At 67.8% G+C, this 19,092-nt stretch carries 22 protein-coding genes; 10 read left to right on the plus strand and 12 right to left on the minus strand.

The window, feature by feature from the left end; translation table 11 throughout:
* Window positions 1-5: 5 nt before the first annotated feature.
* Together BW981_RS10300 and BW981_RS10305 are read left to right on the plus strand one after the other, a co-directional pair.
* Complete coding sequence (locus BW981_RS10300; RefSeq protein ID WP_076438754.1) at window positions 6-440, plus strand: NAD(P) transhydrogenase subunit alpha part 2; 435 nt, start codon at window positions 6-8, stop codon at window positions 438-440.
* Between the two features lie 4 nt (window positions 441-444).
* Window positions 445-1,851, plus strand: a complete 1,407-nt coding sequence (locus BW981_RS10305; protein ID WP_076438756.1) for an NAD(P)(+) transhydrogenase (Re/Si-specific) subunit beta — start codon at window positions 445-447, stop codon at window positions 1,849-1,851.
* A gap of 220 nt (window positions 1,852-2,071) precedes the next feature.
* Here BW981_RS10305 and BW981_RS10310 read toward each other — a convergent pair whose 3' ends face one another.
* From BW981_RS10310 to BW981_RS10330, 5 genes are all read right to left on the minus strand, one after another.
* Window positions 2,072-2,935: a tetratricopeptide repeat protein gene (locus BW981_RS10310; protein WP_076438758.1), complete on the minus strand. Its 864-nt coding sequence runs from the start codon at window positions 2,933-2,935 to the stop codon at window positions 2,072-2,074.
* A 226-nt stretch (window positions 2,936-3,161) separates the two neighbouring features.
* Window positions 3,162-3,395, minus strand: coding sequence for a 30S ribosomal protein S21 (gene rpsU, locus BW981_RS10315; RefSeq protein ID WP_076438761.1), 234 nt, complete (start codon window positions 3,393-3,395; stop codon window positions 3,162-3,164).
* 162 nt (window positions 3,396-3,557) lie between these two features.
* Window positions 3,558-4,658 carry a 5-(carboxyamino)imidazole ribonucleotide synthase gene (locus BW981_RS10320; RefSeq protein ID WP_076438763.1) on the minus strand — a complete coding sequence of 367 codons (1,101 nt, stop codon included), beginning with the start codon at window positions 4,656-4,658 and terminating at the stop codon, window positions 3,558-3,560.
* A complete protein-coding gene (gene purE / locus BW981_RS10325) occupies window positions 4,655-5,155 on the minus strand; it encodes a 5-(carboxyamino)imidazole ribonucleotide mutase (protein ID WP_076438765.1) in 501 nt (166 codons plus the stop codon). Before purE ends, BW981_RS10320 begins: the two co-directional genes overlap by 4 nt.
* Window positions 5,156-5,258: 103 nt before the next feature.
* On the minus strand, window positions 5,259-5,477 hold the full coding sequence (locus tag BW981_RS10330) for a YdcH family protein (RefSeq protein WP_076438768.1): 219 nt from the start codon (window positions 5,475-5,477) through the stop codon (window positions 5,259-5,261).
* Window positions 5,478-5,708: 231 nt separating this feature from the next.
* On the opposite strand from BW981_RS10330, the gene BW981_RS10335 reads away from it, so the two are divergent.
* The 3 genes from BW981_RS10335 (at window position 5,709) to BW981_RS10345 (ending at window position 6,839) form a co-directional block, all read left to right on the plus strand.
* Window positions 5,709-5,897, plus strand: a complete 189-nt coding sequence (locus tag BW981_RS10335) for a YdcH family protein (protein ID WP_076438770.1) — start codon at window positions 5,709-5,711, stop codon at window positions 5,895-5,897.
* Window positions 5,898-6,067: 170 nt separating this feature from the next.
* Entirely contained in the window at window positions 6,068-6,322 is a 255-nt protein-coding gene (locus BW981_RS10340) for a GlsB/YeaQ/YmgE family stress response membrane protein (protein ID WP_076438772.1), read from the plus strand.
* Window positions 6,323-6,353: 31 nt separating this feature from the next.
* Window positions 6,354-6,839 carry a YidB family protein gene (locus BW981_RS10345; protein ID WP_076438774.1) on the plus strand — a complete coding sequence of 162 codons (486 nt, stop codon included), beginning with the start codon at window positions 6,354-6,356 and terminating at the stop codon, window positions 6,837-6,839.
* 105 nt (window positions 6,840-6,944) lie between these two features.
* Here BW981_RS10345 and BW981_RS10350 read toward each other — a convergent pair whose 3' ends face one another.
* Both BW981_RS10350 and BW981_RS10355 read right to left on the minus strand, forming a co-directional pair.
* A complete protein-coding gene (locus BW981_RS10350; RefSeq protein WP_076438777.1) occupies window positions 6,945-8,573 on the minus strand; it encodes an acyl-CoA synthetase in 1,629 nt (542 codons plus the stop codon).
* A 96-nt stretch (window positions 8,574-8,669) separates the two neighbouring features.
* On the minus strand, window positions 8,670-9,434 hold the full coding sequence (locus BW981_RS10355; protein ID WP_076438779.1) for a sulfite exporter TauE/SafE family protein: 765 nt from the start codon (window positions 9,432-9,434) through the stop codon (window positions 8,670-8,672).
* Window positions 9,435-9,578: 144 nt separating this feature from the next.
* On the opposite strand from BW981_RS10355, the gene BW981_RS10360 reads away from it, so the two are divergent.
* Both BW981_RS10360 and BW981_RS10365 read left to right on the plus strand, forming a co-directional pair.
* Window positions 9,579-11,513 carry a propionyl-CoA synthetase gene (locus BW981_RS10360; RefSeq protein WP_076438781.1) on the plus strand — a complete coding sequence of 645 codons (1,935 nt, stop codon included), beginning with the start codon at window positions 9,579-9,581 and terminating at the stop codon, window positions 11,511-11,513.
* Window positions 11,514-11,569: 56 nt separating this feature from the next.
* A complete protein-coding gene (locus tag BW981_RS10365; protein WP_083712279.1) occupies window positions 11,570-11,761 on the plus strand; it encodes a ribbon-helix-helix domain-containing protein in 192 nt (63 codons plus the stop codon).
* Window positions 11,762-11,903: 142 nt separating this feature from the next.
* Here BW981_RS10365 and BW981_RS10370 read toward each other — a convergent pair whose 3' ends face one another.
* The gene (locus tag BW981_RS10370) at window positions 11,904-12,629 is read right to left on the minus strand and encodes a DUF1013 domain-containing protein (protein WP_076438783.1); all 726 of its coding nucleotides are present in this window, start codon (window positions 12,627-12,629) and stop codon (window positions 11,904-11,906) included.
* A 338-nt stretch (window positions 12,630-12,967) separates the two neighbouring features.
* On the opposite strand from BW981_RS10370, the gene BW981_RS10375 reads away from it, so the two are divergent.
* Window positions 12,968-13,168, plus strand: a complete 201-nt coding sequence (locus BW981_RS10375; RefSeq protein ID WP_076438785.1) for a DUF1192 domain-containing protein — start codon at window positions 12,968-12,970, stop codon at window positions 13,166-13,168.
* Window positions 13,169-13,546: 378 nt separating this feature from the next.
* Window positions 13,547-14,071 (plus strand): protease adaptor protein RcdA, encoded by a 525-nt coding sequence (locus BW981_RS10380; protein WP_076438787.1) that lies wholly within the window; start codon window positions 13,547-13,549, stop codon window positions 14,069-14,071.
* A 201-nt stretch (window positions 14,072-14,272) separates the two neighbouring features.
* Here BW981_RS10380 and rpmE read toward each other — a convergent pair whose 3' ends face one another.
* Window positions 14,273-14,509 (minus strand): 50S ribosomal protein L31, encoded by a 237-nt coding sequence (gene rpmE, locus BW981_RS10385; protein WP_076438789.1) that lies wholly within the window; start codon window positions 14,507-14,509, stop codon window positions 14,273-14,275.
* 369 nt (window positions 14,510-14,878) lie between these two features.
* On the opposite strand from rpmE, the gene BW981_RS10390 reads away from it, so the two are divergent.
* Window positions 14,879-16,657 carry an ABC transporter transmembrane domain-containing protein gene (locus BW981_RS10390; RefSeq protein WP_076438791.1) on the plus strand — a complete coding sequence of 593 codons (1,779 nt, stop codon included), beginning with the start codon at window positions 14,879-14,881 and terminating at the stop codon, window positions 16,655-16,657.
* A 7-nt stretch (window positions 16,658-16,664) separates the two neighbouring features.
* Here BW981_RS10390 and BW981_RS10395 read toward each other — a convergent pair whose 3' ends face one another.
* From BW981_RS10395 to BW981_RS10405, 3 genes are read right to left on the minus strand one after another with little or no spacing between them, the layout of a single operon-like run.
* Entirely contained in the window at window positions 16,665-16,973 is a 309-nt protein-coding gene (locus BW981_RS10395; RefSeq protein WP_076438792.1) for a c-type cytochrome, read from the minus strand.
* Window positions 16,974-16,976: 3 nt separating this feature from the next.
* Window positions 16,977-17,996: a peptidoglycan -binding protein gene (locus tag BW981_RS10400; protein WP_076438794.1), complete on the minus strand. Its 1,020-nt coding sequence runs from the start codon at window positions 17,994-17,996 to the stop codon at window positions 16,977-16,979.
* A 36-nt stretch (window positions 17,997-18,032) separates the two neighbouring features.
* Complete coding sequence (locus BW981_RS10405; protein ID WP_076438795.1) at window positions 18,033-19,043, minus strand: hypothetical protein; 1,011 nt, start codon at window positions 19,041-19,043, stop codon at window positions 18,033-18,035.
* Between the last annotated feature and the right edge of the window lie 49 nt (window positions 19,044-19,092).

Genomic DNA, 19,092 nt, shown 5'->3' on the forward strand with positions numbered 1-19,092 from the left:
CCACCATGGCAACTCCCTCTCCCGAACAGGCTCTCGACCAGGCCCGCAACGCCGCGGCCCTCGCCCGGCAGGCGGCCGAGCTCGCCGAGCGCTATGCCGACCAGGCCGCCGCGGCTGCCAGCCTCGCCACCGGCGGCATCGACCCGACGATCTACCGCCTCGCCATCTTCGTGCTGGCCGTCTTCGTCGGCTATTACGTCGTCTGGTCGGTGACGCCGGCGCTGCACACGCCGCTGATGTCGGTCACCAACGCGATCTCCTCGGTCATCGTCGTCGGCGCGCTGCTGGCCGTCGGCGTCGAAGCGCTGCCGGCGCTCGGCGACGGGCCGATCTGGGCCAAGGTCTTCGGCTTCGTCGCGCTCGTGCTCGCCTCGGTGAACATCTTCGGCGGCTTCCTCGTCACAGAGCGCATGCTCGCGATGTACAAGAAGAAGGGCTGAGCGCATGGCCGCGAACCTGTCAGCCCTGCTGTACGTCGTCTCGGGCGTCCTGTTCATCATGGCCCTGCGGGGCCTCTCGCATCCGACCACGTCGCGGCAGGGCAACCGCTACGGCATGATCGGCATGGCGATCGCCATCGTGACCACGGTGGTGTTCTTCCCGCCCTCCGGCTTCTCCGGCTGGCTGCTGGTCATCCTCGGCATCGCGATGGGCGGCGGCATCGGCGCCGTCATGGCCAAGCGCGTGCAGATGACGCAGATGCCGCAGCTCGTCGCCTTCTTCCACTCGCTGGTGGGCCTGGCGGCGGTGCTGGTGGCGGCCGCGGCGCTCTATGCGCCGGAGGCCTTCGGCATCGGCCATGTCGGCACCATCCACGGCTCCAGCCTGTTCGAGATGGGGCTGGGCGTCGCCATCGGCGCGATCACCTTCACCGGCTCGATCATCGCCTTCCTCAAGCTCGACGGACGCATGAGCGGCAAGCCGATCATGCTGCCGCAGCGCCATGGCATCAATATCGGGCTCGGCATCGCGCTCGTCGTGCTGCTGGCGATCTTCCTGAAGAGCGAGAGCCATGTCGTCTTCTGGCTGATCGTGCTGGTCTCCTTCGCGCTCGGCGTGCTGCTGATCATCCCGATCGGCGGCGCGGACATGCCTGTCGTCGTCTCGATGCTGAACTCCTATTCCGGCTGGGCCGCCGCCGGCATCGGCTTCACGCTCGGCAACATGGCGCTGATCATCACCGGTGCGCTGGTGGGCTCCTCGGGCGCGATCCTGTCCTACATCATGTGCAAGGCGATGAACCGGAGCTTCATCTCCGTCATCCTCGGCGGCTTCGGCGGGGATGATGCGGCGGCCGGCCCGGCCGGCGCGGTCGAGGCGCGGCCGGTCAAGCAGGGCTCGCCGGACGATGCGGCCTACATCATGAAGAACGCCGGCAAGGTCATCATCGTGCCGGGCTACGGCATGGCGGTGGCGCAGGCCCAGCACACGCTGCGCGAGATGGCCGACCTCCTCAAGAAGGAAGGCGTCGAGGTCAAATACGCCATCCACCCGGTGGCGGGCCGCATGCCCGGGCACATGAACGTGCTGCTGGCGGAGGCCAACGTGCCCTATGACGAGGTCTTCGAGCTCGAGGACATCAACTCGGAATTCGGCCAGGCCGACGTCGCCTTCGTCATCGGCGCCAACGACGTCACCAATCCGGCCGCCAAGACCGACAAGTCCTCGCCGATCTACGGCATGCCGATCCTGGACGTCGAGAAGGCCAAGACCGTGCTCTTCATCAAGCGCGGCATGGCCGCCGGCTATGCCGGCGTCGAGAACGAGCTGTTCTTCCGCCCCAACACGATGATGCTGTTCGGCGACGCCAAGAAGGTCACCGACGAGATCGTCAAGGCGATGGCGCACTGAGCGCCCGCGCCACGCGACGGACATGCAAAAGGCCGGCGTGAGCCGGCCTTTTCGTTTGGGCGCTTCATCCGGCTTGCGGTCGGTGGCACTGCGCCGTCATCCCCGACGCAGCAAAGCGGAAACCCGGACTCCATCGTCGAGTGTCGGCGCCTCCGAGAGATCCCGGGGCAAGCCCCGGATGACCGTGTCGATGACATCAGCGCCGGCGAGCAGCAGGCTGTTACAGCCTGAACAGACCGCCGCCGCTGCCGCCACCCCCGCCGAGGCGCGAGAGACCGGCGCGGGCCTCGGCGTTGTTGCCGTCGAGGCCGATGGCGCGCTGATAGGCCTGCTGGGCCTCCGATTTCTGGCCGAGCTTCTCCTGGGCGAAGCCGCGGCCGGCCCAGGCCTCCGCGCTGCGGTTGTCGACGTTCAGCGCGGCGGTGAAGTCCTCCAGCGCCGAATCGTACTTGCCGAGCGCGTTCAGGCTCTGGCCGCGGGCGATATAGGGCGGGGCGGTATAGGGGTTGCGGTCGATGACCGAATCGAAATCGGTGACCGCCTGCTGGTTCTGGCCCTGCTTCTGGTAGACGAGGCCGCGCGAATGGAAGGCCTCGGCCGATTCCGGGTTGAGGCGGATCGCGGTGTTGAGGTCGGCCAGGGCGCCGGGCAGGTTGTTCTGCTGGCGCAGCAGGTTGGCGCGGGCGATATAGGCCGGCGCGTAATTCGGGTTGGCTGTGATGGCGCGGCCGAAATCCGCGTTGGCCGCGTCATTCTTGCCGGTCTGCCGCAGGGCGAGGCCGCGATTGGTGTAGGCCGAAGCGAGGTTCGGGTCGATCTGGACGGCCTTGCTGAAGTCGGAGATCGCGTCCGAGAAGCGACCGATGCGGGCATAGGCCGCGCCGCGGGTGTTGTAGGCGCCGGCATCGTTCGGGTTGCGGCTGATGACCTCGCTCAGCGAGCCGATATTGACGCTGGCGTCGGCTGCCGCGCTGGTGTCGAGCACCGCGACATTGGCCTGCGACGAAAGGCCGGAGACGGATTCGCAGCCCGCCAGCATCAGCGCCACGCCGGATACGGCCAACCAGGTACTGCCACGGATCATGCTCAAGTCCTTTGGTTTCTGTCGTGCCTGTCGCGATACGGGCCGCGCAGGGCTGAGCCCTGCCGCACATGACCGCGATTCCCCAACCGAACAGCGTCTCACCGGAGAAACGCCGGAAACCCGCCAAAACTTGGTTAACATCCCTGAAAAGCAAGAGCGCCCGGAGCTGACCCCAGGCGCCTTCGCTATCGGCCCTTCCCAGGCGGCATTTGCCGCCCGAAACGGATCAGGGGCGCTTCGGCTTCACCGGCGCGGGCAGCAGGCCTTCGCGCTGGAGCTTCTTGCGCTGCAACTTGCGGGCGCGGCGAACGGCCTCGGCCGACTCGCGGGCCTTCTTCTCGGAGGGCTTCTCGTAATGGCCGCGGAGCTTCATCTCGCGGAAAATGCCTTCGCGCTGCATCTTCTTCTTGAGGGCGCGGAGAGCCTGATCGACATTGTTGTCGCGAACGAGAACCTGCACGTGAAACGTCCGTTAGTGAGCGGTTGATCCAAAAAAGTCGGGCCGGCGATACGCGACGCGCATCGCTCGAAGGTGCGTGCGGATAACAGAATTCCGCATGCCTGTCCACGCTGCGTCAGCGCGAAAATGCAGGGCCTGCCTGCTTTTCCCGAGGAGCGTGCGTCAGGCCCGTTCGGGCCAGACGCGGGTGACGTGGCCCATCTTGCGGCCGGGCCGGGCATCGCGCTTGCCGTAGAGGTGCAGATGCGCGCCGGGCTCGGCGAGAATCGCCCGCCAGCGCAGGGCGGCCTCGCCGATCAGGTTCTCCATCTCGACGCGGCCGTGGCGGGCGGCGGAGCCAAGCGGAAAGCCGCAGACGGCGCGGACATGCTGGTGGAACTGCGAGGTGTCGGCACCCTCGCTGGTCCAGTGGCCGGAATTATGGACGCGCGGGGCGATCTCGTTGACGACGATGCGCTCGGCCCCCGCTTCCTCCAGCACGAACAGCTCGACGGCGAAGACGCCGACATAGCCCAGTGCCTCGCCGATGCGGCGCGCGGCCTCGATTGCGGCCTGCGAGGCCTCGACGCCGAGCGCCGCCGGAATGCGGGTGAAGGCGAGGATGTGGTCGCGGTGCTCGTTCTCGCAGACGTCGAAGGCGGCGAAGGCGCCATCGAGCCCGCGGGCAGCCACGACCGAGACCTCGCGGATGAAGGGCACGAAGCCTTCCAGGATGGCCGGGAAGCGGCCGATCGCCTCATAGGCCTCGGCGAGGTCGGTACCCGGCGCGATCTTGACCTGCCCCTTGCCGTCATAGCCGAAGCGGCGGGTCTTCAGGATGGCGGGGCGGCCGATCTCGGCCGCCGCCGCTTCCAGATCGCCCAGCGAATCGACGGCGCGGAAGGGTGCGACCTCGAGGCCGAGGCCGGAGACGAAGCTCTTCTCGCTGAGCCGGTCCTGGGTCACGGCCAGTGCGCGGGCCCCGGGATGCAGCGGTGTGCGCGCGCCGAGAAAGGCGGCGGTCGATGCCGGGACATTCTCGAATTCGTAGGTGACCACGTCGACGCCGTCTGCGAACTGCGCCAGCGCCGCCTCGTCCTCGTATTCAGCCACGGTGTGCCGGGCGGCGACATCGAAGGCCGGGTTGTCGCCCTCCGGCGCGAGGACGTGGCAACGCACGCCAAGGTCGGCTGCGGCCAGCACCATCATGCGGGCGAGCTGTCCGCCGCCCAGGATGCCGAGAACGGCGCCGGGCGCGAGACCGGTGGGGACAGGTGCGCTCATGCGTCGTCCCGGTTCGGCCGCTCGGCGATGCCGGCGCTCTGGCGGGCCCGGTAGGCGTCGAGGCGGCCGGCAAGCGCCTCGTCCGACAAAGCCAGCACCGCGGCGGCGAGCAGGGCGGCGTTGACGGCCCCCGCGCGGCCGATCGCCAGCGTGCCGACCGGGATGCCGGCCGGCATCTGCACGATGGAGAGCAGGCTGTCCTGGCCGGAGAGCGCCTTGGATTCGACCGGCACGCCGAAGACCGGCAGCGACGTCAGCGCAGCGGTCATGCCAGGCAGATGGGCGGCGCCGCCGGCGCCTGCGATCACGACCTTGAAGCCCTCGGCCTTCGCACCCTTGGCGAAGGCGAAGAGCCGGTCCGGCGTGCGGTGAGCCGAGACGATGCGGGCGTCATAGGGAATGGCGAGGGCGTCCAGCGCCTCCGCGGCATGACGCATCGTCGCCCAGTCGGACTGGCTGCCCATGATGATGGCGACGGGTGGCTTGGTCTCGGCCATGGATTACGCGTGCGCTCCGCCTCGGAAAGCGCGCGATCTAGACCGTGCCAGCGCCGATAAGCAAGGGCGAATCGGCCAAAAGCGCGCCGTTGCCGTTCGTCTTTCAGGCAATGATGTCCGGCGTCAGCGCATCCTCGATCTGCGAGATGCGGTCCTTCAGGTAGAGCTTGCGCTTCTTCAGGCGCTGGACCTGGACCTGGTTGATCGACCCGACGCGCTCCAGCGCATCGATCGCGCTGTCGAGATCGCGGTGCTCCTCGCGCAGGCGGGCCAGCTCGGCGGTGAAGGTCTCGACCTCTTCCGGGCTCAGTTCGAATCCCATGGCCCATCTCATCATCGCCGCAGTTGGTCGCGACTATGCCTTCGCGGCGATGCGCATCGCAAGAGCGTGCACCGCCGCGCCGAAGCCCGAAAGCCGTCTATTCACGGCTTCGGGGAAAGGAGCCGGTGAGGATCACAGAATCTCATGAATGCCGTGTGACGACGCAGGGCAGACGTGAAGCCGGCTTTCTGTCAGATTGGTCCACGTCAACAGCTCATCAGGAGGATCCAGATGTCGTTGCAGACCCGCCTTGCCGAACTCGAGCGCAAGCACCGCCAACTCGAGGACGCCATCGCAAAAGCCGCGGGAAGCCCGTCCGCCGACGATCTCGACGTCGCCGAGCTCAAGCGGAAGAAGTTGCAACTCAAGGACGAGATCGAGCGTGTGAGACTGACCATGCCGGAGCGAACGCTTCACTGAAGCGCTTCGGCGAGGGGCGCGTAACCTGCCCCGGAGAACAACAGATGCGGATCAGGCCGGTCCTTCGGGGCCGGCCTTTTTCATGTCGGGCTCCGAAGAAGGTGCCGCTGCTGGAACTTTGCGCCGGGCCGGCGGGTTTGATCCGCGCTCTTACCGCTGGAGGGATAGCTATGGGCATCATCTGGACCATCATCATCGGCTTTGTCGCGGGCTTGATCGCGAAGTTCATCACGCCGGGTTCCAACGAGCCGTCGGGCTTCATCCTGACGACCATCCTCGGCATCATCGGCGCCTTCGTCGCGACCTGGCTCGGGCAGCGCATGGGCTGGTATGCGCCCGGCGAGGGCGCGGGCCTGATCGGGGCCGTCGTCGGCGCGATCATCGTGCTCGTCATCTGGGGTGCGGTCGCCGGCCGGCGCGCCTGATGTCAGCTGGTCTGACCCACGGAGAACGATCATGAGCGACAACAATCGCGGCTTCCCGTCGCTGACGGCGCTGCTCGGCCTGCTGGCCGTCGCCGGCTACCAGAATCGCGACAAGATCGCCGATTGGCTCAACAGCCGGGGCGCGGCTCAGCAGGGCTCCGTGCCGCCCGTCGGTCAGCCCGGCGTCGAGCCGGAGCAGGCCGGCGGGATGCCGGGAGGGCTCGGCGGCCTGCTCGGTGCCGGCGGCATCGGCGCGATGCTGAACAACGGCATCGGCGAGCTGGTCGACCGCTTCAACCAGGCGGGGCAGGGCGACAAGGCCAATTCCTGGGTCAACCAGGGGCCGAACCAGCAATTGGCACCCGGCGATCTGGAACAGGCACTGGGACCCGAGATGCTGGACAGGCTGGCTCAGCACACCGGGCTCTCCCGCCAGGACTTGCTCGACCGGCTGTCGACCGTCCTGCCGGATGCCGTCGATCGCTATACGCCGGACGGCCGTCTCGCCCGCTCATAGCGGCTTTCAAAGCGTCATTTTCGGGCGAAGCGGAACTTCGCCCGAACACTTCTGTCCGGCAACCCAGGATCGACGCTCGGATCGAGCGCAGCATGACGTGCGCGGTCAGAGCGCCTTGGCCATCTCGCGCAGCCTGAATTTCTGGATCTTGCCGGTCGAGGTCTTCGGCACCTCGGCGAAAACGATGGTCCGGGGGCATTTGAACGAGGCAAGGTGCTCCTTGCACCAGGCCATGATGTCCGCCTCCGTCGCTGCCTTGCCGGGCTTGAGCTCGATGAAGGCGCAGGGCGTCTCGCCCCATTTCTCGTCCGGCCGTGCCACCACGGCCGCCGCCTGCACGGCGGGGTGCTTGTAGAGCGCGTCCTCGACCTCGATCGAGGAGATGTTCTCGCCGCCGGAGATGATGATGTCCTTCGAGCGGTCCTTGAGCTGGATGTAGCCGTCCGGATAGCGCACCCCGAGATCGCCGGTATGAAACCAGCCGCCTGCGAAAGCGGCTTGAGTGGATTTCGGGTTCTTCAGATAGCCCTTCATCACGACATTGCCGCGCATCATCACCTCGCCCAGCGTCGCCCCGTCGCGCGGGACCGGCTGCAGCGTGTCGGGGTCGAGCACGTCGAGATCCTCGAGCGCCGGGTATCTCACGCCCTGACGCGCCTTGCGCGCGGCCTGCTCGGCCGGCGCCAGCGCGTCCCAGTCGTCGTTCCACTCGTTGACGACGGAGGGGCCATAGCATTCCGTCAGGCCGTAAAGATGCGTCACCTCGAAGCCGGCCTGCTTCATCCCCGCGAGCACCGCCTCTGGCGGCGGGGCGGCGGCGGTGAAGAAGGAGACCGTCTGCGGGAAGTCTCGGCGTTCGGCCTCGGGCGCGTTGAGCAGCGTCGACATGACGATGGGCGCGCCGCACAGATGGGTGACGCCATGGTCGGCCAGCGCGTCGTACATCGCCTTGGCGCGGACCTGGCGCAGGCAGACATGGGTGCCGGCGACGATCGAGATCGTCCATGGGAAACACCAGCCATTGCAGTGGAACATCGGCAGCGTCCACAGATAGACCGGATGGCGGCCGAGGTTTCCGGTGATGACGTTCGAGGTCGCAAGCAGATTGGCGCCGCGGTGGTGATAGACCACGCCCTTGGGATCGCCTGTCGTGCCGGAGGTGTAGTTCAGCGCGATCGCGTCCCACTCGTCGTCCGGCATGCGCCAGGCGAAGTCCGGATCGCCCGAGGCGACGAACTCCTCGTAATCGATCGTGCCCAGCCGCTCTCCCGGCCCGTCATGGACGGGGTCGTCATAGTCGATCACCAGCGGCCTCGCCTTGCAGAGCGTGAGCGCCTCCTTGATCGTCTTCGAGAATTCCCGGTCGGTGATGATGACCTTGGCTTCGCCATGGTCGAGAGAGAAGGCGATGATCGCCGCGTCGAGTCGCGTATTCAGGGTGTTGAGCACGGCGCCGGCCATCGGCACGCCGTAATGGCATTCGAGCATCGCCGGCGTGTTCGGCAGCATGACCGCGACGGTGTCGTTCTTGCCGATGCCGTGCCGCGTCAAAGCGGAGGCCAGGCGGCGCGAGCGCGCATAGAACTCGGCATAGGAGCGCCGCAGCGGCCCGTGGATGATCGCGGTGCGCTCCGGGAAGATCGCCGCGGCGCGCTCCAGGAAGGGCAGGGGCGTCAGCGGCTGATGGTTGGCCGGATTGCGGTCGAGATCGGTATCGTAGGGCGAGCGGGTCATCGGAAAACCTCTACGGAAGCCGCACAGCCTTAGCGGCTGACGCGCCCCTGCGTAATCCATCCCTTTTTCCGATACAGCACAATTGCCCGGGTGCTTTCAGCCGAAGATGGGCAGGTGCCGCATGCCGTCCCAGATCAGCCTGGCGCCGACCAGCAGCAGCAGCCAGTAGATGATGCCGTAGAAGCGCTCTGCGGGCACCCGCCGCACCAGCCAGACGCCGGCGAAGGTCGCCGCGACCGCGACCGGCAGGAGGGCGGCCGAAGCCAGCAGGTTCTGCGGGCTGAACTGGCCGAGCGCAAGATAGGGCAGGACCTTCACCCAGTTGATCGCGGCGAAGAAGATCGCGCCCGTGCCGACGAAGACGGCCGGAGGCAGCTTCTGCGGCATGACGTAGATCTGGAAGGGCGGGCCGCCGGCATGGGCGATCATGCTGGTGAAGCCGCAGATGAAGCCCCAGAGGCTGCCGCCGCTCCAGCTCGGACGACGGACCCGGCGCTCGGCCTGCCCGCCGGAGAGCAGGCGCCGGAGCGCGAAGCCGATCGAGATGGCGCCGACGGCCAGCCCCACCGCCGCATCCGAGACCTTCGCCGCCAGCAGATAGCCGGCGAGGACGCCGAGCAGCGCGCCGGGGGCCAGCGTCAGCAGGTTGCGCCGGTCGAATTCGCGCCGATAGGACCAGACGGTCACCACATCCTGCGCGATCAGCAGCGGCAGCATGATCGCCGCCGCCGTCACCGGCGAGACGACCAGCGCCATCAGCGGCAGGGAGAGCAGGCCGAGGCCCGAGAAGCCGCCCTTCGACAGCCCCATCAGGATGACGGCGGGGACCATGGCCGCGAAGAAGGCGCCGTCGAGAAGCATGCTGGGCGGGTGTTCCGGCGAAAGTCTTAGGGGCTCGGCGCTTGCGCGGCGCCGCGGCCTTACGCAGATTCCGCGCAATTCCGCTTCGCGATGTCGCCCGCCAGCGAGGCTTATGACGAAAACAAGCGGAGAGGAACGCAGCCCATGAATGCCCCCCATGCTTCGCCCGGCAGCGGCGGATCGCGCTATCACGCGACCTATGCGCGATGGCAGGCCGATCCGGAGGCCTACTGGCTCGACATCGCCAAGGGCATCGACTGGATCAGGCCGCCGCAGAAGGCCTTCGACGCGCAGGCGGGGATCTATGGCCGCTGGTTTCCCGATGCGAGCTGCAACACCTGCTTCAATGCGCTGGACCGCCATGTCCGCGACGGGCGCGGCGAGCAGACGGCGCTGATCCATGACAGCCCCGTCACGGGCGCCAAGGCACGCTATACCTATGCGCAGATGCTGGAGGAGGTGGCGACGCTCGCCGCCGTGCTCCAGGACCTTGGCGTTGCCAAGGGCGACCGCGTGCTGATCTACATGCCGATGGTGCCGGAGGCGGCCTTCGCCATGCTGGCCTGCGCACGCATCGGCGCCGTGCATTCGGTGGTGTTCGGCGGCTTTGCCGCCAAGGAACTGGCGACCCGTATCGAGGACGCGCAACCCAAGGTGATCCTGACCGCGACCTGCGGCGTCGAGCCCTCCCGGATCGTCGAATACAAGCCGCTGCTCGATGGCGCGATCGGAATGGCCGCGCACAAGCCGCAGGCCTGCGTCGTGCTGCAGCGGCCGCAGGCGGAAGCCTCGATGACCGCCGGGCGCGACAAGAACTGGCGCATGCTGGTGGCCGCGGCCAAGGCGGCTGGGCGCAGGGCGGAATGCGTCGAGGTCGCGGCCACGGACCCGCTCTACATCCTCTACACCTCCGGCACGACGGGCCGGCCGAAGGGCGTGGTGCGCGACAATGGCGGGCACATGGTCGTGCTCAAGGCGACGATGGAGCAGCTCTTCGACGTGAAGCCGGGCGAGGTGATGTTCTGCGCCTCGGATGTCGGCTGGGTCGTCGGCCATGGCTATATCGTCTATGCGCCGCTGATCCAGGGCGCGACCAGCGTGCTCTATGAGGGCAAGCCGGTCGGCACGCCCGATCCTGGCGCGTTCTGGCGGGTCATCGCCGAGCATGGCGTCAAGGTGCTGTTCACGGCCCCGACCGCCTTCCGCGCCATCCGCAAGGAGGATCCGGAGGGCAAGCATCTCGCGGGACATGATCTCTCGCGCTTCCGGGCGCTGTTCCTCGCCGGGGAGCGGGCCGATCCCGAGACGCTGAAATGGGCCGAGGATCTGCTGAAGGTGCCGGTCATCGACCATTGGTGGCAGACCGAGAGCGGCTCGCCCATCGTCGGCAACCCGCTGGGGCTGGGCATTTTGCCGGTCAAGCACGGCTCGCCGACCGTGTCGCTGCCGGGCTGGGACGTGCAGTGCCTCGACGAGGGCGGCCGGCAGGTCGCGCCGGGCACCATGGGCGCCATCGCGATCAAGCTGCCGCTGCCGCCCGGCGCGCTGCCGACTCTCTGGCAGGACGACGGGCGCTTCCGACAGGCTTATCTCGAGACCTATCCCGGCTACTACAACACCTCGGATGCCGGCTTCATCGACGCGGACGGCTATGTCTTCATCATGGGCCGCACCGACGACATCATCAACGTCGCCGGGCACCGCCTCTCGACCGGCGGGATGGAGGAGGTGCTGGCGGCGCATCCTGCGGTGGCGGAATGTGCCGTGGTCGGCATCCACGACGCGCTCAAGGGCGAGCAGCCCTGCGGCTTCGTGGTGCTGAAGGCGGGCGTGACGCAATCTCCGGTCGAGATCGAGAAGGAGCTGGTGGCGCTGGTGCGCGAACGCATCGGCCCGGTCGCGGCCTTCAAGCTCGCGCTGACGGTGGCGCGCCTGCCGAAGACCCGCTCCGGCAAGATCCTGCGCGCGACGATGAAGAAGATCGCCGACGGTCAGGACTATGCCGTGCCGGCGACGATCGAGGATGCCAGCGTTCTGGGCGAGATCGGCGAGGCGCTGAAGGGAAGAGGGATCGGCTGAAGATCCCGTCCTTATGTGTTCATGCGAGACTTTGTGAGGATTGCTAGATTGGGCGCATGAAATCCGATGCGATGCGCCCCCTCACCATCTCGCTGACCCCCAAGCAGCCGGCGCGACTCAGCCGCGCGGTCGAAAGCGGGGCCTATGCCTCCAACAGCGAGGTCGTTCACGATGCGCTGCGCCTTTGGGAGCAGCGCGAAGAGACCCGCGAACTCGAGGCCGCGATGTCGAAGGCCGTTATGTCATGATCTACGGACCGCAACCCGATGGGATTGCGGTGATCGCGGTCGTTCATGGCGCGCGGGCGCCCGAAACCTGGCTGAGCTGACGGCTGCCACGGCGGCGCGGGGAACCGGCGATCTGATCGATCGCCGGCCTTCCAGCGGGTTCTCAGCCCTCGTCTTCGTCGTCTTCCGCCGGGCGCTTCATCTGCTTCAGCTTGGCGAAGACCGAATCGACGTCGATGGCAGCTTCCTCCTCGCGCTTCGGCCGGCTCATATCGGCGAAGGGCTGGGTCTCGGTGCGGACGGGCGCCGTGGTCTCCTCGGCCGGCAGCAGTGTCGAGCCGACCTCGGCCATGGCAGCCGGGCGATCCTTGGCGGCGCGGCCGACCTCGAAATCGAGATCGATCTGCGAGCACAGGCCGAGGCTGACCGGGTCGATCGGGCTGAGCTGCTGGGCGTTCCAGTGGGTCCGCTCGCGGATCTGCGCGATGGTCGCCTTGGTGGTGCCGATCAGGCGGATGACCTGCGCATCCTTCAATTCAGGATGGTTACGCAGCAGCCAGAGGATGGCGTTGGGGCGGTCCTGGCGCTTCGAGACCGGGGTGTAGCGCGGGCCCTTGGCCTTCTTCATCTCCGGCACCTTCACCTTGCGCTCGGCGAGGCGCAGATGGTGGTTCGGGTTGCCGGCGGCGCGCTCCAGCTCCTCGCGGGTGAGCTGGCCGGAGGTGATCGGGTCGAGGCCCTTGATCCCGGCGGCGACCTCGCCATCGGCGATGCCGCGCACTTCCAGCGGGTGGAGTTTGCAGAACTCGGCGATCTGCTCGAAGGTGAGCGAGGTATTCTCGACCAGCCAGACCGCGGTGGCCTTCGGCATCAGCGGGGGTTGTGACACGGGCGTCTCCTGAAAGGCCCTGGCGCCGTCAAAGGCTCGGCAGGGCTAAAGATCGCGGACAAAAGCTCTCATGCGCCGACCGGCCTCCCCGGCCGGCCATCCAAATCATCGACGATGAGCAGGATGGCGCGCGTTATAGGCGAGGGCGAGGGGGCTGTCCATCGGATTGGCGGCTGAACCATGCCGGAGGCTCACCGACCCCGCGAAGCAAGGCCGCCAGCGGGCATCGTCCGAGGGGGAGGGACCGGCCCGACCCGCGCCTGCATGATGCGGCGCAGCTTGGCGCCAGCAGGCGTCCCGTTTAGCCTGCGTCTCGCTTTCGATGAAAGGAGCCGGCCATGTCCCTGTTCCCGGAGGATGACAGCCCGAAAAAGAAGGCGGTGCATGAGATCGGCCAGGATCTCTCGGCGCTGTCGCTGGAGGAGATCGATGCGCGCATCGCGCTGCTGAAGGCGGAGATCGAGCGGCTCACCGAAGCCCGTGCGGGCAAGAGCGCTTCGCGCCTCGCCGCCGATGCTTTTTTCCGCAAGCCGGCCTGAAGGAGGGCTCTGCCCGCCTCGCATTAAGACGGCATTAAAGATTCCAAAGTATGAATCATCTCGTCCAGTTTCGCTGGATCGAGTGGCTCCTGCCATCTCTGTTTGACGCCTCCCTGTTTTGACTTTCACGAGCCGCCTCTGGCGGCTCTTTTTTTGTCTCCGGCCCGAGCCGCCTCGGGCGGCGCCTTTCGTCCCGGGCGCCGGGCGCGGCTGCGCGACAGCAGGCGCAGTGCTTCCGCCGCAAGTCCTAGCTTCGTTAAGGTTAACCACATCTTACCGGGGCCGAAACCGCGGGACGGCGTTATCCTTGCGATGTCGGTGGCATGGTCCGCGTCACGTTCCGAAGGAACACGCGGTTGTGCCGATGGGAGACACTGCATGAACGACGCCCAGCTGCTCGAAGCCCCGGTCCAGGATGGTGCCATCTCCTTCGCGCGCAGCTTCGTGCGCTCGGATGCCTTCATGACGCTGTTCCGCGAGGGGATGGGCCTCGTCGAGCAGACGGCCGCCTATCTCGACGGCGACGGGCGCAAGGAATCGGCGGCGCTGCCGCGCGAGGTCGCGCTGACCTATGCCACCGAGAGCATGCGTCTGACCACGCGACTGATGCAGATCGCATCCTGGCTGCTGGTGCAGCGCGCCGTCGCAGAGGGCGAGATGACCGCCGAGCAGGCGCGGGCCGAGCACAACAAGGTCAAGATCGCCGACCCGATCTCGGCGCCCGCTGCCGGCATTTTTGCCCAGTTGCCGCAGAGCCTGCGCGATCTGATGGAGCATTCGCTGCGCCTGCAGGGCCGCATCCGCCGGCTGGAAGATCAGATGTCGGGCACCGCCCCGGTCGAGGCGCGGGCCAATCCGGTGCAGGATCAGCTGGCGGGGCTGAAGGCGCGGCTCGGGCTCTGAAGCCGAGGACCCGGATGGAAGCCGCGCCCGGGCTGGCCCCGATCTTTGCGGAAGCCGCCGCGCGCTTGTCCCGCGGTGTCCGGCCGGAACGATGTTCCGCTTGAGAACGCCCCGCTGGCCACGGGCAACCACGCAAACAAAAACCCGGCCGCGAGGCCGGGTTTTTGCTGTTCAGGAAGGGCGGCGCCGAAGCGGCCGGCCTCACTTCTTGCCGATCGTTCCCAGGCCGGCGAAGCGCGTGTTGAAGCGCGAGACGCGGCCACCGCGGTCCAGCATGTGCTGGGTGCCGCCGGTCCAGGCCGGGTGGGTCTTGGGGTCGATGTCGAGGTTCAGCGTGTCGCCTTCCTTGCCGTAGGTCGAACGCGTCATGTACTCGGTGCCATCGGTCATGACGACCTTGATGGCGTGATATTCGGGGTGGATGCCGGTCTTGGCCATGGCGAAGTCCTCGAAACCTATAAAAAACGGGCATGTCGACAAGCAGGCGAGCCTGCCCGGCCCGTCGAAAGAATTCGGATGAGCCTGTCGTGAAGTCGCGTGCACATATCGCACACGCGGCCGCGGCGCAAGTTCGCGATGGGGCGAGATGGCCGGCCGATGCTTTTCTCCCGGCATCGCGCAGCTTCGCAGAAGGCCTTCGTCTGGCTCTTCAGCGTGAATGCGGGCGGGAAAAGCCGTGATCTTCGTGAGATGATCCGCCTGCGGCGATGCGGCATTTGCCAAGCGGGGCCGGATCGGGTTTGACCGCTCGCATCTTTTTCCTGTTCCAGCTTGGGCTGCACGGGAAGGCAGTTGGGAGGCCGAGGCGTGGCCGGGACCGAAGGCGTCGACAAGAAGGACCGGGCCGATCTGCGCTCGCTCGCGACATTCCTGCCCTACGCGCGCGCGCAGAAGGGGCGGATCATCGCGGCGCTGATCGCGCTGGTGATCGCCTCGCTTGCGACGCTGGCACTGCCCACCGCCGTGCGCCGGGTGATCGATGTCGGCTTCGCCGGCGGAGAGCGGCAGCTCGCCAACAGCTATTTCATCCTGCTGATCGGCGTCGTCGCGGTGCTGGCGCTGGCAAGCTCGGCGCGATTCTATCTGGTCATGACGGTGGGCGAGCGCATCGTCGCCTCGCTGCGTGCCGACGTCTTCCGCCACCTCACCCGGCTGGAGCCGGCCTTCTTCGATGCGAGCAAGGCGGGTGACCTCGTCTCGCGGCTCACTGCCGACACGACGCAGATCAAGTCGACCTTCGCCTCCACCGCCTCGATCGCGCTGCGCAACGCCATCATGGCGCTGGGCGCGGTGGCGATGATGCTGGCCACGAGCCCCTGGCTCTCGGCCATCGTCATCGGGGTGATCCCGCTGATCGTGATTCCGCTCGTGCTCTCGGGCCGCTCGGTGCGGCAGCGGGCGCGGGCGGCGCAGGACCGGCTGGCGGATGCCTCGGCCTTCGCGGCGGAGGCGGTCGGAGCGATCCGCACCATGCAGTCCTTCGGAGCCGCCGGCCAGACAGCGATGCGCTTCGAAGCGGCGTCCGACGAGGCCTACGGCGCCTCACGGGGGGCAACCGCCTCGCGCGCTCTTTTGTCCGGCGTCGCGATCTTCCTGGTGTCCGCCAGCGTGGTCTGCGTGCTCTGGGTTGGCGCGACCGAGGTGTTCGACGGGCGCATGACCGGCGGGCGGCTGTCGCAGTTCATTCTCTATGCGGTGCTGGCGGCGAGCTCGCTGGGCCAGCTCTCGGAGGTCTATGGCGACATCAGCGCGGCGGCGGGCGCCTCGGGCCGGCTCGGGGAGATCCTGGCGACGCAGCCTGCGATCGCCGCGCCGCCTCATCCCAAGGCGATGCCGCAGCCCTCGCGCGGGGAGATCGCCTTCGACGAGGTCTCCTTCTCCTATCCCGGCCGTCATGCGTCGGCGCTGAAGCAGCTGTCCTTCGCCATCCGTCCCGGCGAGCGTGTCGCGCTGGTCGGCCCGTCAGGCGCGGGCAAGAGCACGGTGCTGCAACTGGCCCTGCGCTTCTACGATCCGCAGGGCGGGCGCGTGCTGGTCGATGGCGTGGCGGGGCCCGAGGCCGATCCGGAGGCCTGGCGCGAGCGCTTCGCGCTGGTGCCGCAGGAGCCGACGGTCTTCGGCGTCTCGGTGCGCGACAACATCGCCTATGGCCGGCCGGGGGCCAGTATCGAGGATATCGAGGCGGCGGCGCGGCTGGCGGCGGCGGATGGTTTCATCCGCTCCCTGCCGCAGGGCTACGACACCGTCGTCGGCGAGCGCGGCGTGACGCTGTCCGGCGGGCAGCGCCAGCGGCTCGCCATCGCCCGCGCGGTGCTGAAGGACGCGCCGATCCTGCTGCTCGACGAGGCGACCTCGGCGCTGGATTCGGAAAGCGAGCGGGCGGTGCAGGATGCGCTCGACCGGCTGATGCAGGGGCGGACGACGCTGGTGGTGGCGCACCGCCTCGCGACCATCCTCTCGGCCGACCGCATCCTGGTGATGGAGGAAGGCCGCATCGTCGAGCAGGGCACCCATGCCGAGCTCAAGGCGCGCGGCGGCCTCTATGCCCGGCTGGCGGCGCTGCAGTTCGGGCTGGAGGCGGCGTGAGGCTGCCTCAGCGCGGTGGAAGGGCGGCGTAGTAGGCCGCCAGCGCCGCCATCTCCTCCACGGACATGGAGCGCGCCATGTAGCGCATCTCCTTGTGGACGCGCTTGCCGTTGTGGAAGGCCATGATCTGGTTGAACAGATAGCGCTCGTTCTGGCCGGCGAGATTGGGCACTTCGGAATCGCGCGCGATCCCGTCCGGGCCGTGACAGGCCGCACATTCCTCGACCGAAACCGGCCGCTTCTGGGCATGGGCCTCTCGCGCCGCCAGCGGAAGCAGCGCCACGAGTGCCAGAGCGACGAGGAGAGGCCGGCGCACCGCTTAGCGCTCCGTGATCTTGAACTCGATGCGGCGGTTGCGGCGGTGGGCCTCGTCGGTGTTGGCGACGTCGAGGGGCTGGTATTCGCCGAAGCCGGTCGCGGCGAGGCGGTCCGTCGGGAGGCCGCGCGTGGCGAGATATTCGACGACCGCGATGGCGCGTGCCGATGAGAGATACCAGTTCGAGGGGAATTGCGCGGTCCTGATCGGGCGGTTGTCGGTATGGCCGTCGACGCGCAGGATCCAGGGCAGGTCGGGCGGGATTTCCTTCGAGAGATCGAGCAGGACGGTGGCGAACTTGTCCAGCTCAGCCTGGCCCTCGGGCTTCAGCACGGCCTGGCCGGCGTCGAAGAACAGCTCCGACTGGAAGACAAAGCGGTCGCCAACGGTGCGGATGTCGGGCCGGGTGCCGAGGACCTGCCGCAGCCGGCCGAAGAAGTCCGAACGATAGCGCGCCAGCTCCTGCACCCGCTGCGCCAGCGCCACGTTGAGGCGCGAGCCGAGATCGGAGATGCGGGCCTGCGAATCCTTGTCCCTGGCTTCGGAGGCGGCGAGCGCCTCTTCCAGCGCGGCGAGCTGGCGGCGCATGGCCTGGATCTGCTGGTTGACGAGGTCGACGGTGGCCTGGGCCCGGGCCGAGAGCTGCTTCTCGCTCTCCAGCGCCTTCTGCGTCTCGGCAAGCTGGGCGCCGGCATTGCCGTTCTGCTGGGCCGCGAGCTGCCCCTGCAGCCGGTCCCGCTCGGACTGGGCGCTGCCGAGGGTGGATTGCATCAATTGCAGACTCTCCTGCGCCTGGCGATTTTGCGAGCGCTCCAGCGCGAGCAGGTCGGTCAGCTCGGAAATCTGCCGGTTCAGGCGCTCCAGCGCGGTGTCCTTGCCGGTCAGTTCCTGCGAAAGGAAGAACTGGCCGAGCACGAAGACCGTCAGCAGGAAGACGATGCCGATCAGCATCGTCGACAGCGCGTCGACGAAGCCGGGCCAGAAATTCACGTCCTCGCGGCGATGGGCGCGGGAGAGGGCCATGATCCGTGTCCTGCTACGAGCTCGGGGCCGGGCGCATCAAGGCTCCCGGACATGGTCGGCGGCGAGGCGGTCCAGCAGTCTTTTCAGGTCCTTCTCGCGCGAGGCCTGGGCCTCGACCCAATCGCGGATCATCTGCTGCTCGGAGCGCATGTGCTGGACGAGGCCCTGGATGCCCTCCGCCAGATTGGCGAGCGCCTGCGTCGCGGCCCGGTTGTTGGCGGCGCCTTCCGCCATGGCGGCGCTCATCTGCTCGAAGCGGTCGATCCCCGGGCCGGCGGCCGGCAGCATCGCGGCGGCCTCGCCGGCGAGCATCGAGCGCGTGCCGAGCCAGCTCTCGATCTCGTTGCGGAAGCGGCGCTGCGCTTGCGCGACCTGCAGATCGAGAAAGCCGAGGATCAGCGAGCCGGCGATGCCGAAGAGCGAGGAGGAAAAGGACAGGCCCATGCCGGCGAGCGGCGCCGAGAGGCCGGCTTTCAGCTCGTCGAACAGCACGCCGGATTCGGCGCCGGTGCGCAGCGAATTGATGACGGTGCCGACCGAGCCCACCGTGTCGAGCAGGCCCCAGAAGGTGCCGAGCAGGCCGAGGAAGACCAGAAGCCCGGCGAGGTAGCGCAGCACCTCGCGCCCGTCGTCGAGACGGACCGCGATCGATTCGACGATCGATGTCGCCTGGGCCGGGTTGAGGCTGCGCCGGTCGAGCGCCGGCAGGACCGTGCCAAGCGGCGCGATGACGTCGCTGCGCCGGATCTCGGCGGAAAGGGGGGCGGTGGCGAGGCGCGTCGCGGCACGCGCCTCGGCATGCAGCCTCCAGAGCTCGCGCAGCGCCACCAGCACGCCGACCAGCAGCGCGCCAAGGATGAGGCCGTTCAGCCCCGGATTGGTCATGAAGGCCTTGGCGAGGCCGTCTTGCAGGATGAAGCCGAGGAAGCCGATCAGCGCCAGGAAGACGAGGGCGCGGATCACATAGCGGAGCGGACGGGAAAAGCGGGTATCGTCGCTTCGGGAAGCGGCACTGTGCTCAGCGGCCGCACTATCCTCATTCGCCATGCTTCGACTTCCGTTCGCCTCGGGCAGCGCGGCGACTGTCGCCTCCCAT

Source organism: Allobosea sp. TND4EK4, from assembly GCF_900156025.1.
In the GTDB taxonomy this organism is placed as follows: Bacteria; Pseudomonadota; Alphaproteobacteria; order Rhizobiales; family Beijerinckiaceae; genus Allobosea.

Bases quoted from the DNA above. Each gene is read 5' to 3' on its own strand.
- BW981_RS10300 (WP_076438754.1), top strand. From the start codon at position 6: ATGGCAACTCCCTCTCCCGAACAGGCTCTCGACCAGGCCCGCAACGCC.
- BW981_RS10305 (WP_076438756.1), top strand. From the start codon at position 445: ATGGCCGCGAACCTGTCAGCCCTGCTGTACGTCGTCTCGGGCGTCCTG.
- BW981_RS10310 (WP_076438758.1), bottom strand. From the start codon at position 2,935: ATGATCCGTGGCAGTACCTGGTTGGCCGTATCCGGCGTGGCGCTGATG.
- BW981_RS10320 (WP_076438763.1), bottom strand. From the start codon at position 4,658: ATGAGCGCACCTGTCCCCACCGGTCTCGCGCCCGGCGCCGTTCTCGGC.
- purE (WP_076438765.1), bottom strand. From the start codon at position 5,155: ATGGCCGAGACCAAGCCACCCGTCGCCATCATCATGGGCAGCCAGTCC.
- BW981_RS10330 (WP_076438768.1), bottom strand. From the start codon at position 5,477: ATGGGATTCGAACTGAGCCCGGAAGAGGTCGAGACCTTCACCGCCGAG.
- BW981_RS10335 (WP_076438770.1), top strand. From the start codon at position 5,709: ATGTCGTTGCAGACCCGCCTTGCCGAACTCGAGCGCAAGCACCGCCAA.
- BW981_RS10340 (WP_076438772.1), top strand. From the start codon at position 6,068: ATGGGCATCATCTGGACCATCATCATCGGCTTTGTCGCGGGCTTGATC.
- BW981_RS10345 (WP_076438774.1), top strand. From the start codon at position 6,354: ATGAGCGACAACAATCGCGGCTTCCCGTCGCTGACGGCGCTGCTCGGC.
- BW981_RS10350 (WP_076438777.1), bottom strand. From the start codon at position 8,573: ATGACCCGCTCGCCCTACGATACCGATCTCGACCGCAATCCGGCCAAC.
- BW981_RS10355 (WP_076438779.1), bottom strand. From the start codon at position 9,434: ATGCTTCTCGACGGCGCCTTCTTCGCGGCCATGGTCCCCGCCGTCATC.
- BW981_RS10360 (WP_076438781.1), top strand. From the start codon at position 9,579: ATGAATGCCCCCCATGCTTCGCCCGGCAGCGGCGGATCGCGCTATCAC.
- BW981_RS10365 (WP_083712279.1), top strand. From the start codon at position 11,570: ATGAAATCCGATGCGATGCGCCCCCTCACCATCTCGCTGACCCCCAAG.
- BW981_RS10375 (WP_076438785.1), top strand. From the start codon at position 12,968: ATGTCCCTGTTCCCGGAGGATGACAGCCCGAAAAAGAAGGCGGTGCAT.
- BW981_RS10380 (WP_076438787.1), top strand. From the start codon at position 13,547: ATGAACGACGCCCAGCTGCTCGAAGCCCCGGTCCAGGATGGTGCCATC.
- rpmE (WP_076438789.1), bottom strand. From the start codon at position 14,509: ATGGCCAAGACCGGCATCCACCCCGAATATCACGCCATCAAGGTCGTC.
- BW981_RS10400 (WP_076438794.1), bottom strand. From the start codon at position 17,996: ATGGCCCTCTCCCGCGCCCATCGCCGCGAGGACGTGAATTTCTGGCCC.
- BW981_RS10405 (WP_076438795.1), bottom strand. From the start codon at position 19,043: ATGGCGAATGAGGATAGTGCGGCCGCTGAGCACAGTGCCGCTTCCCGA.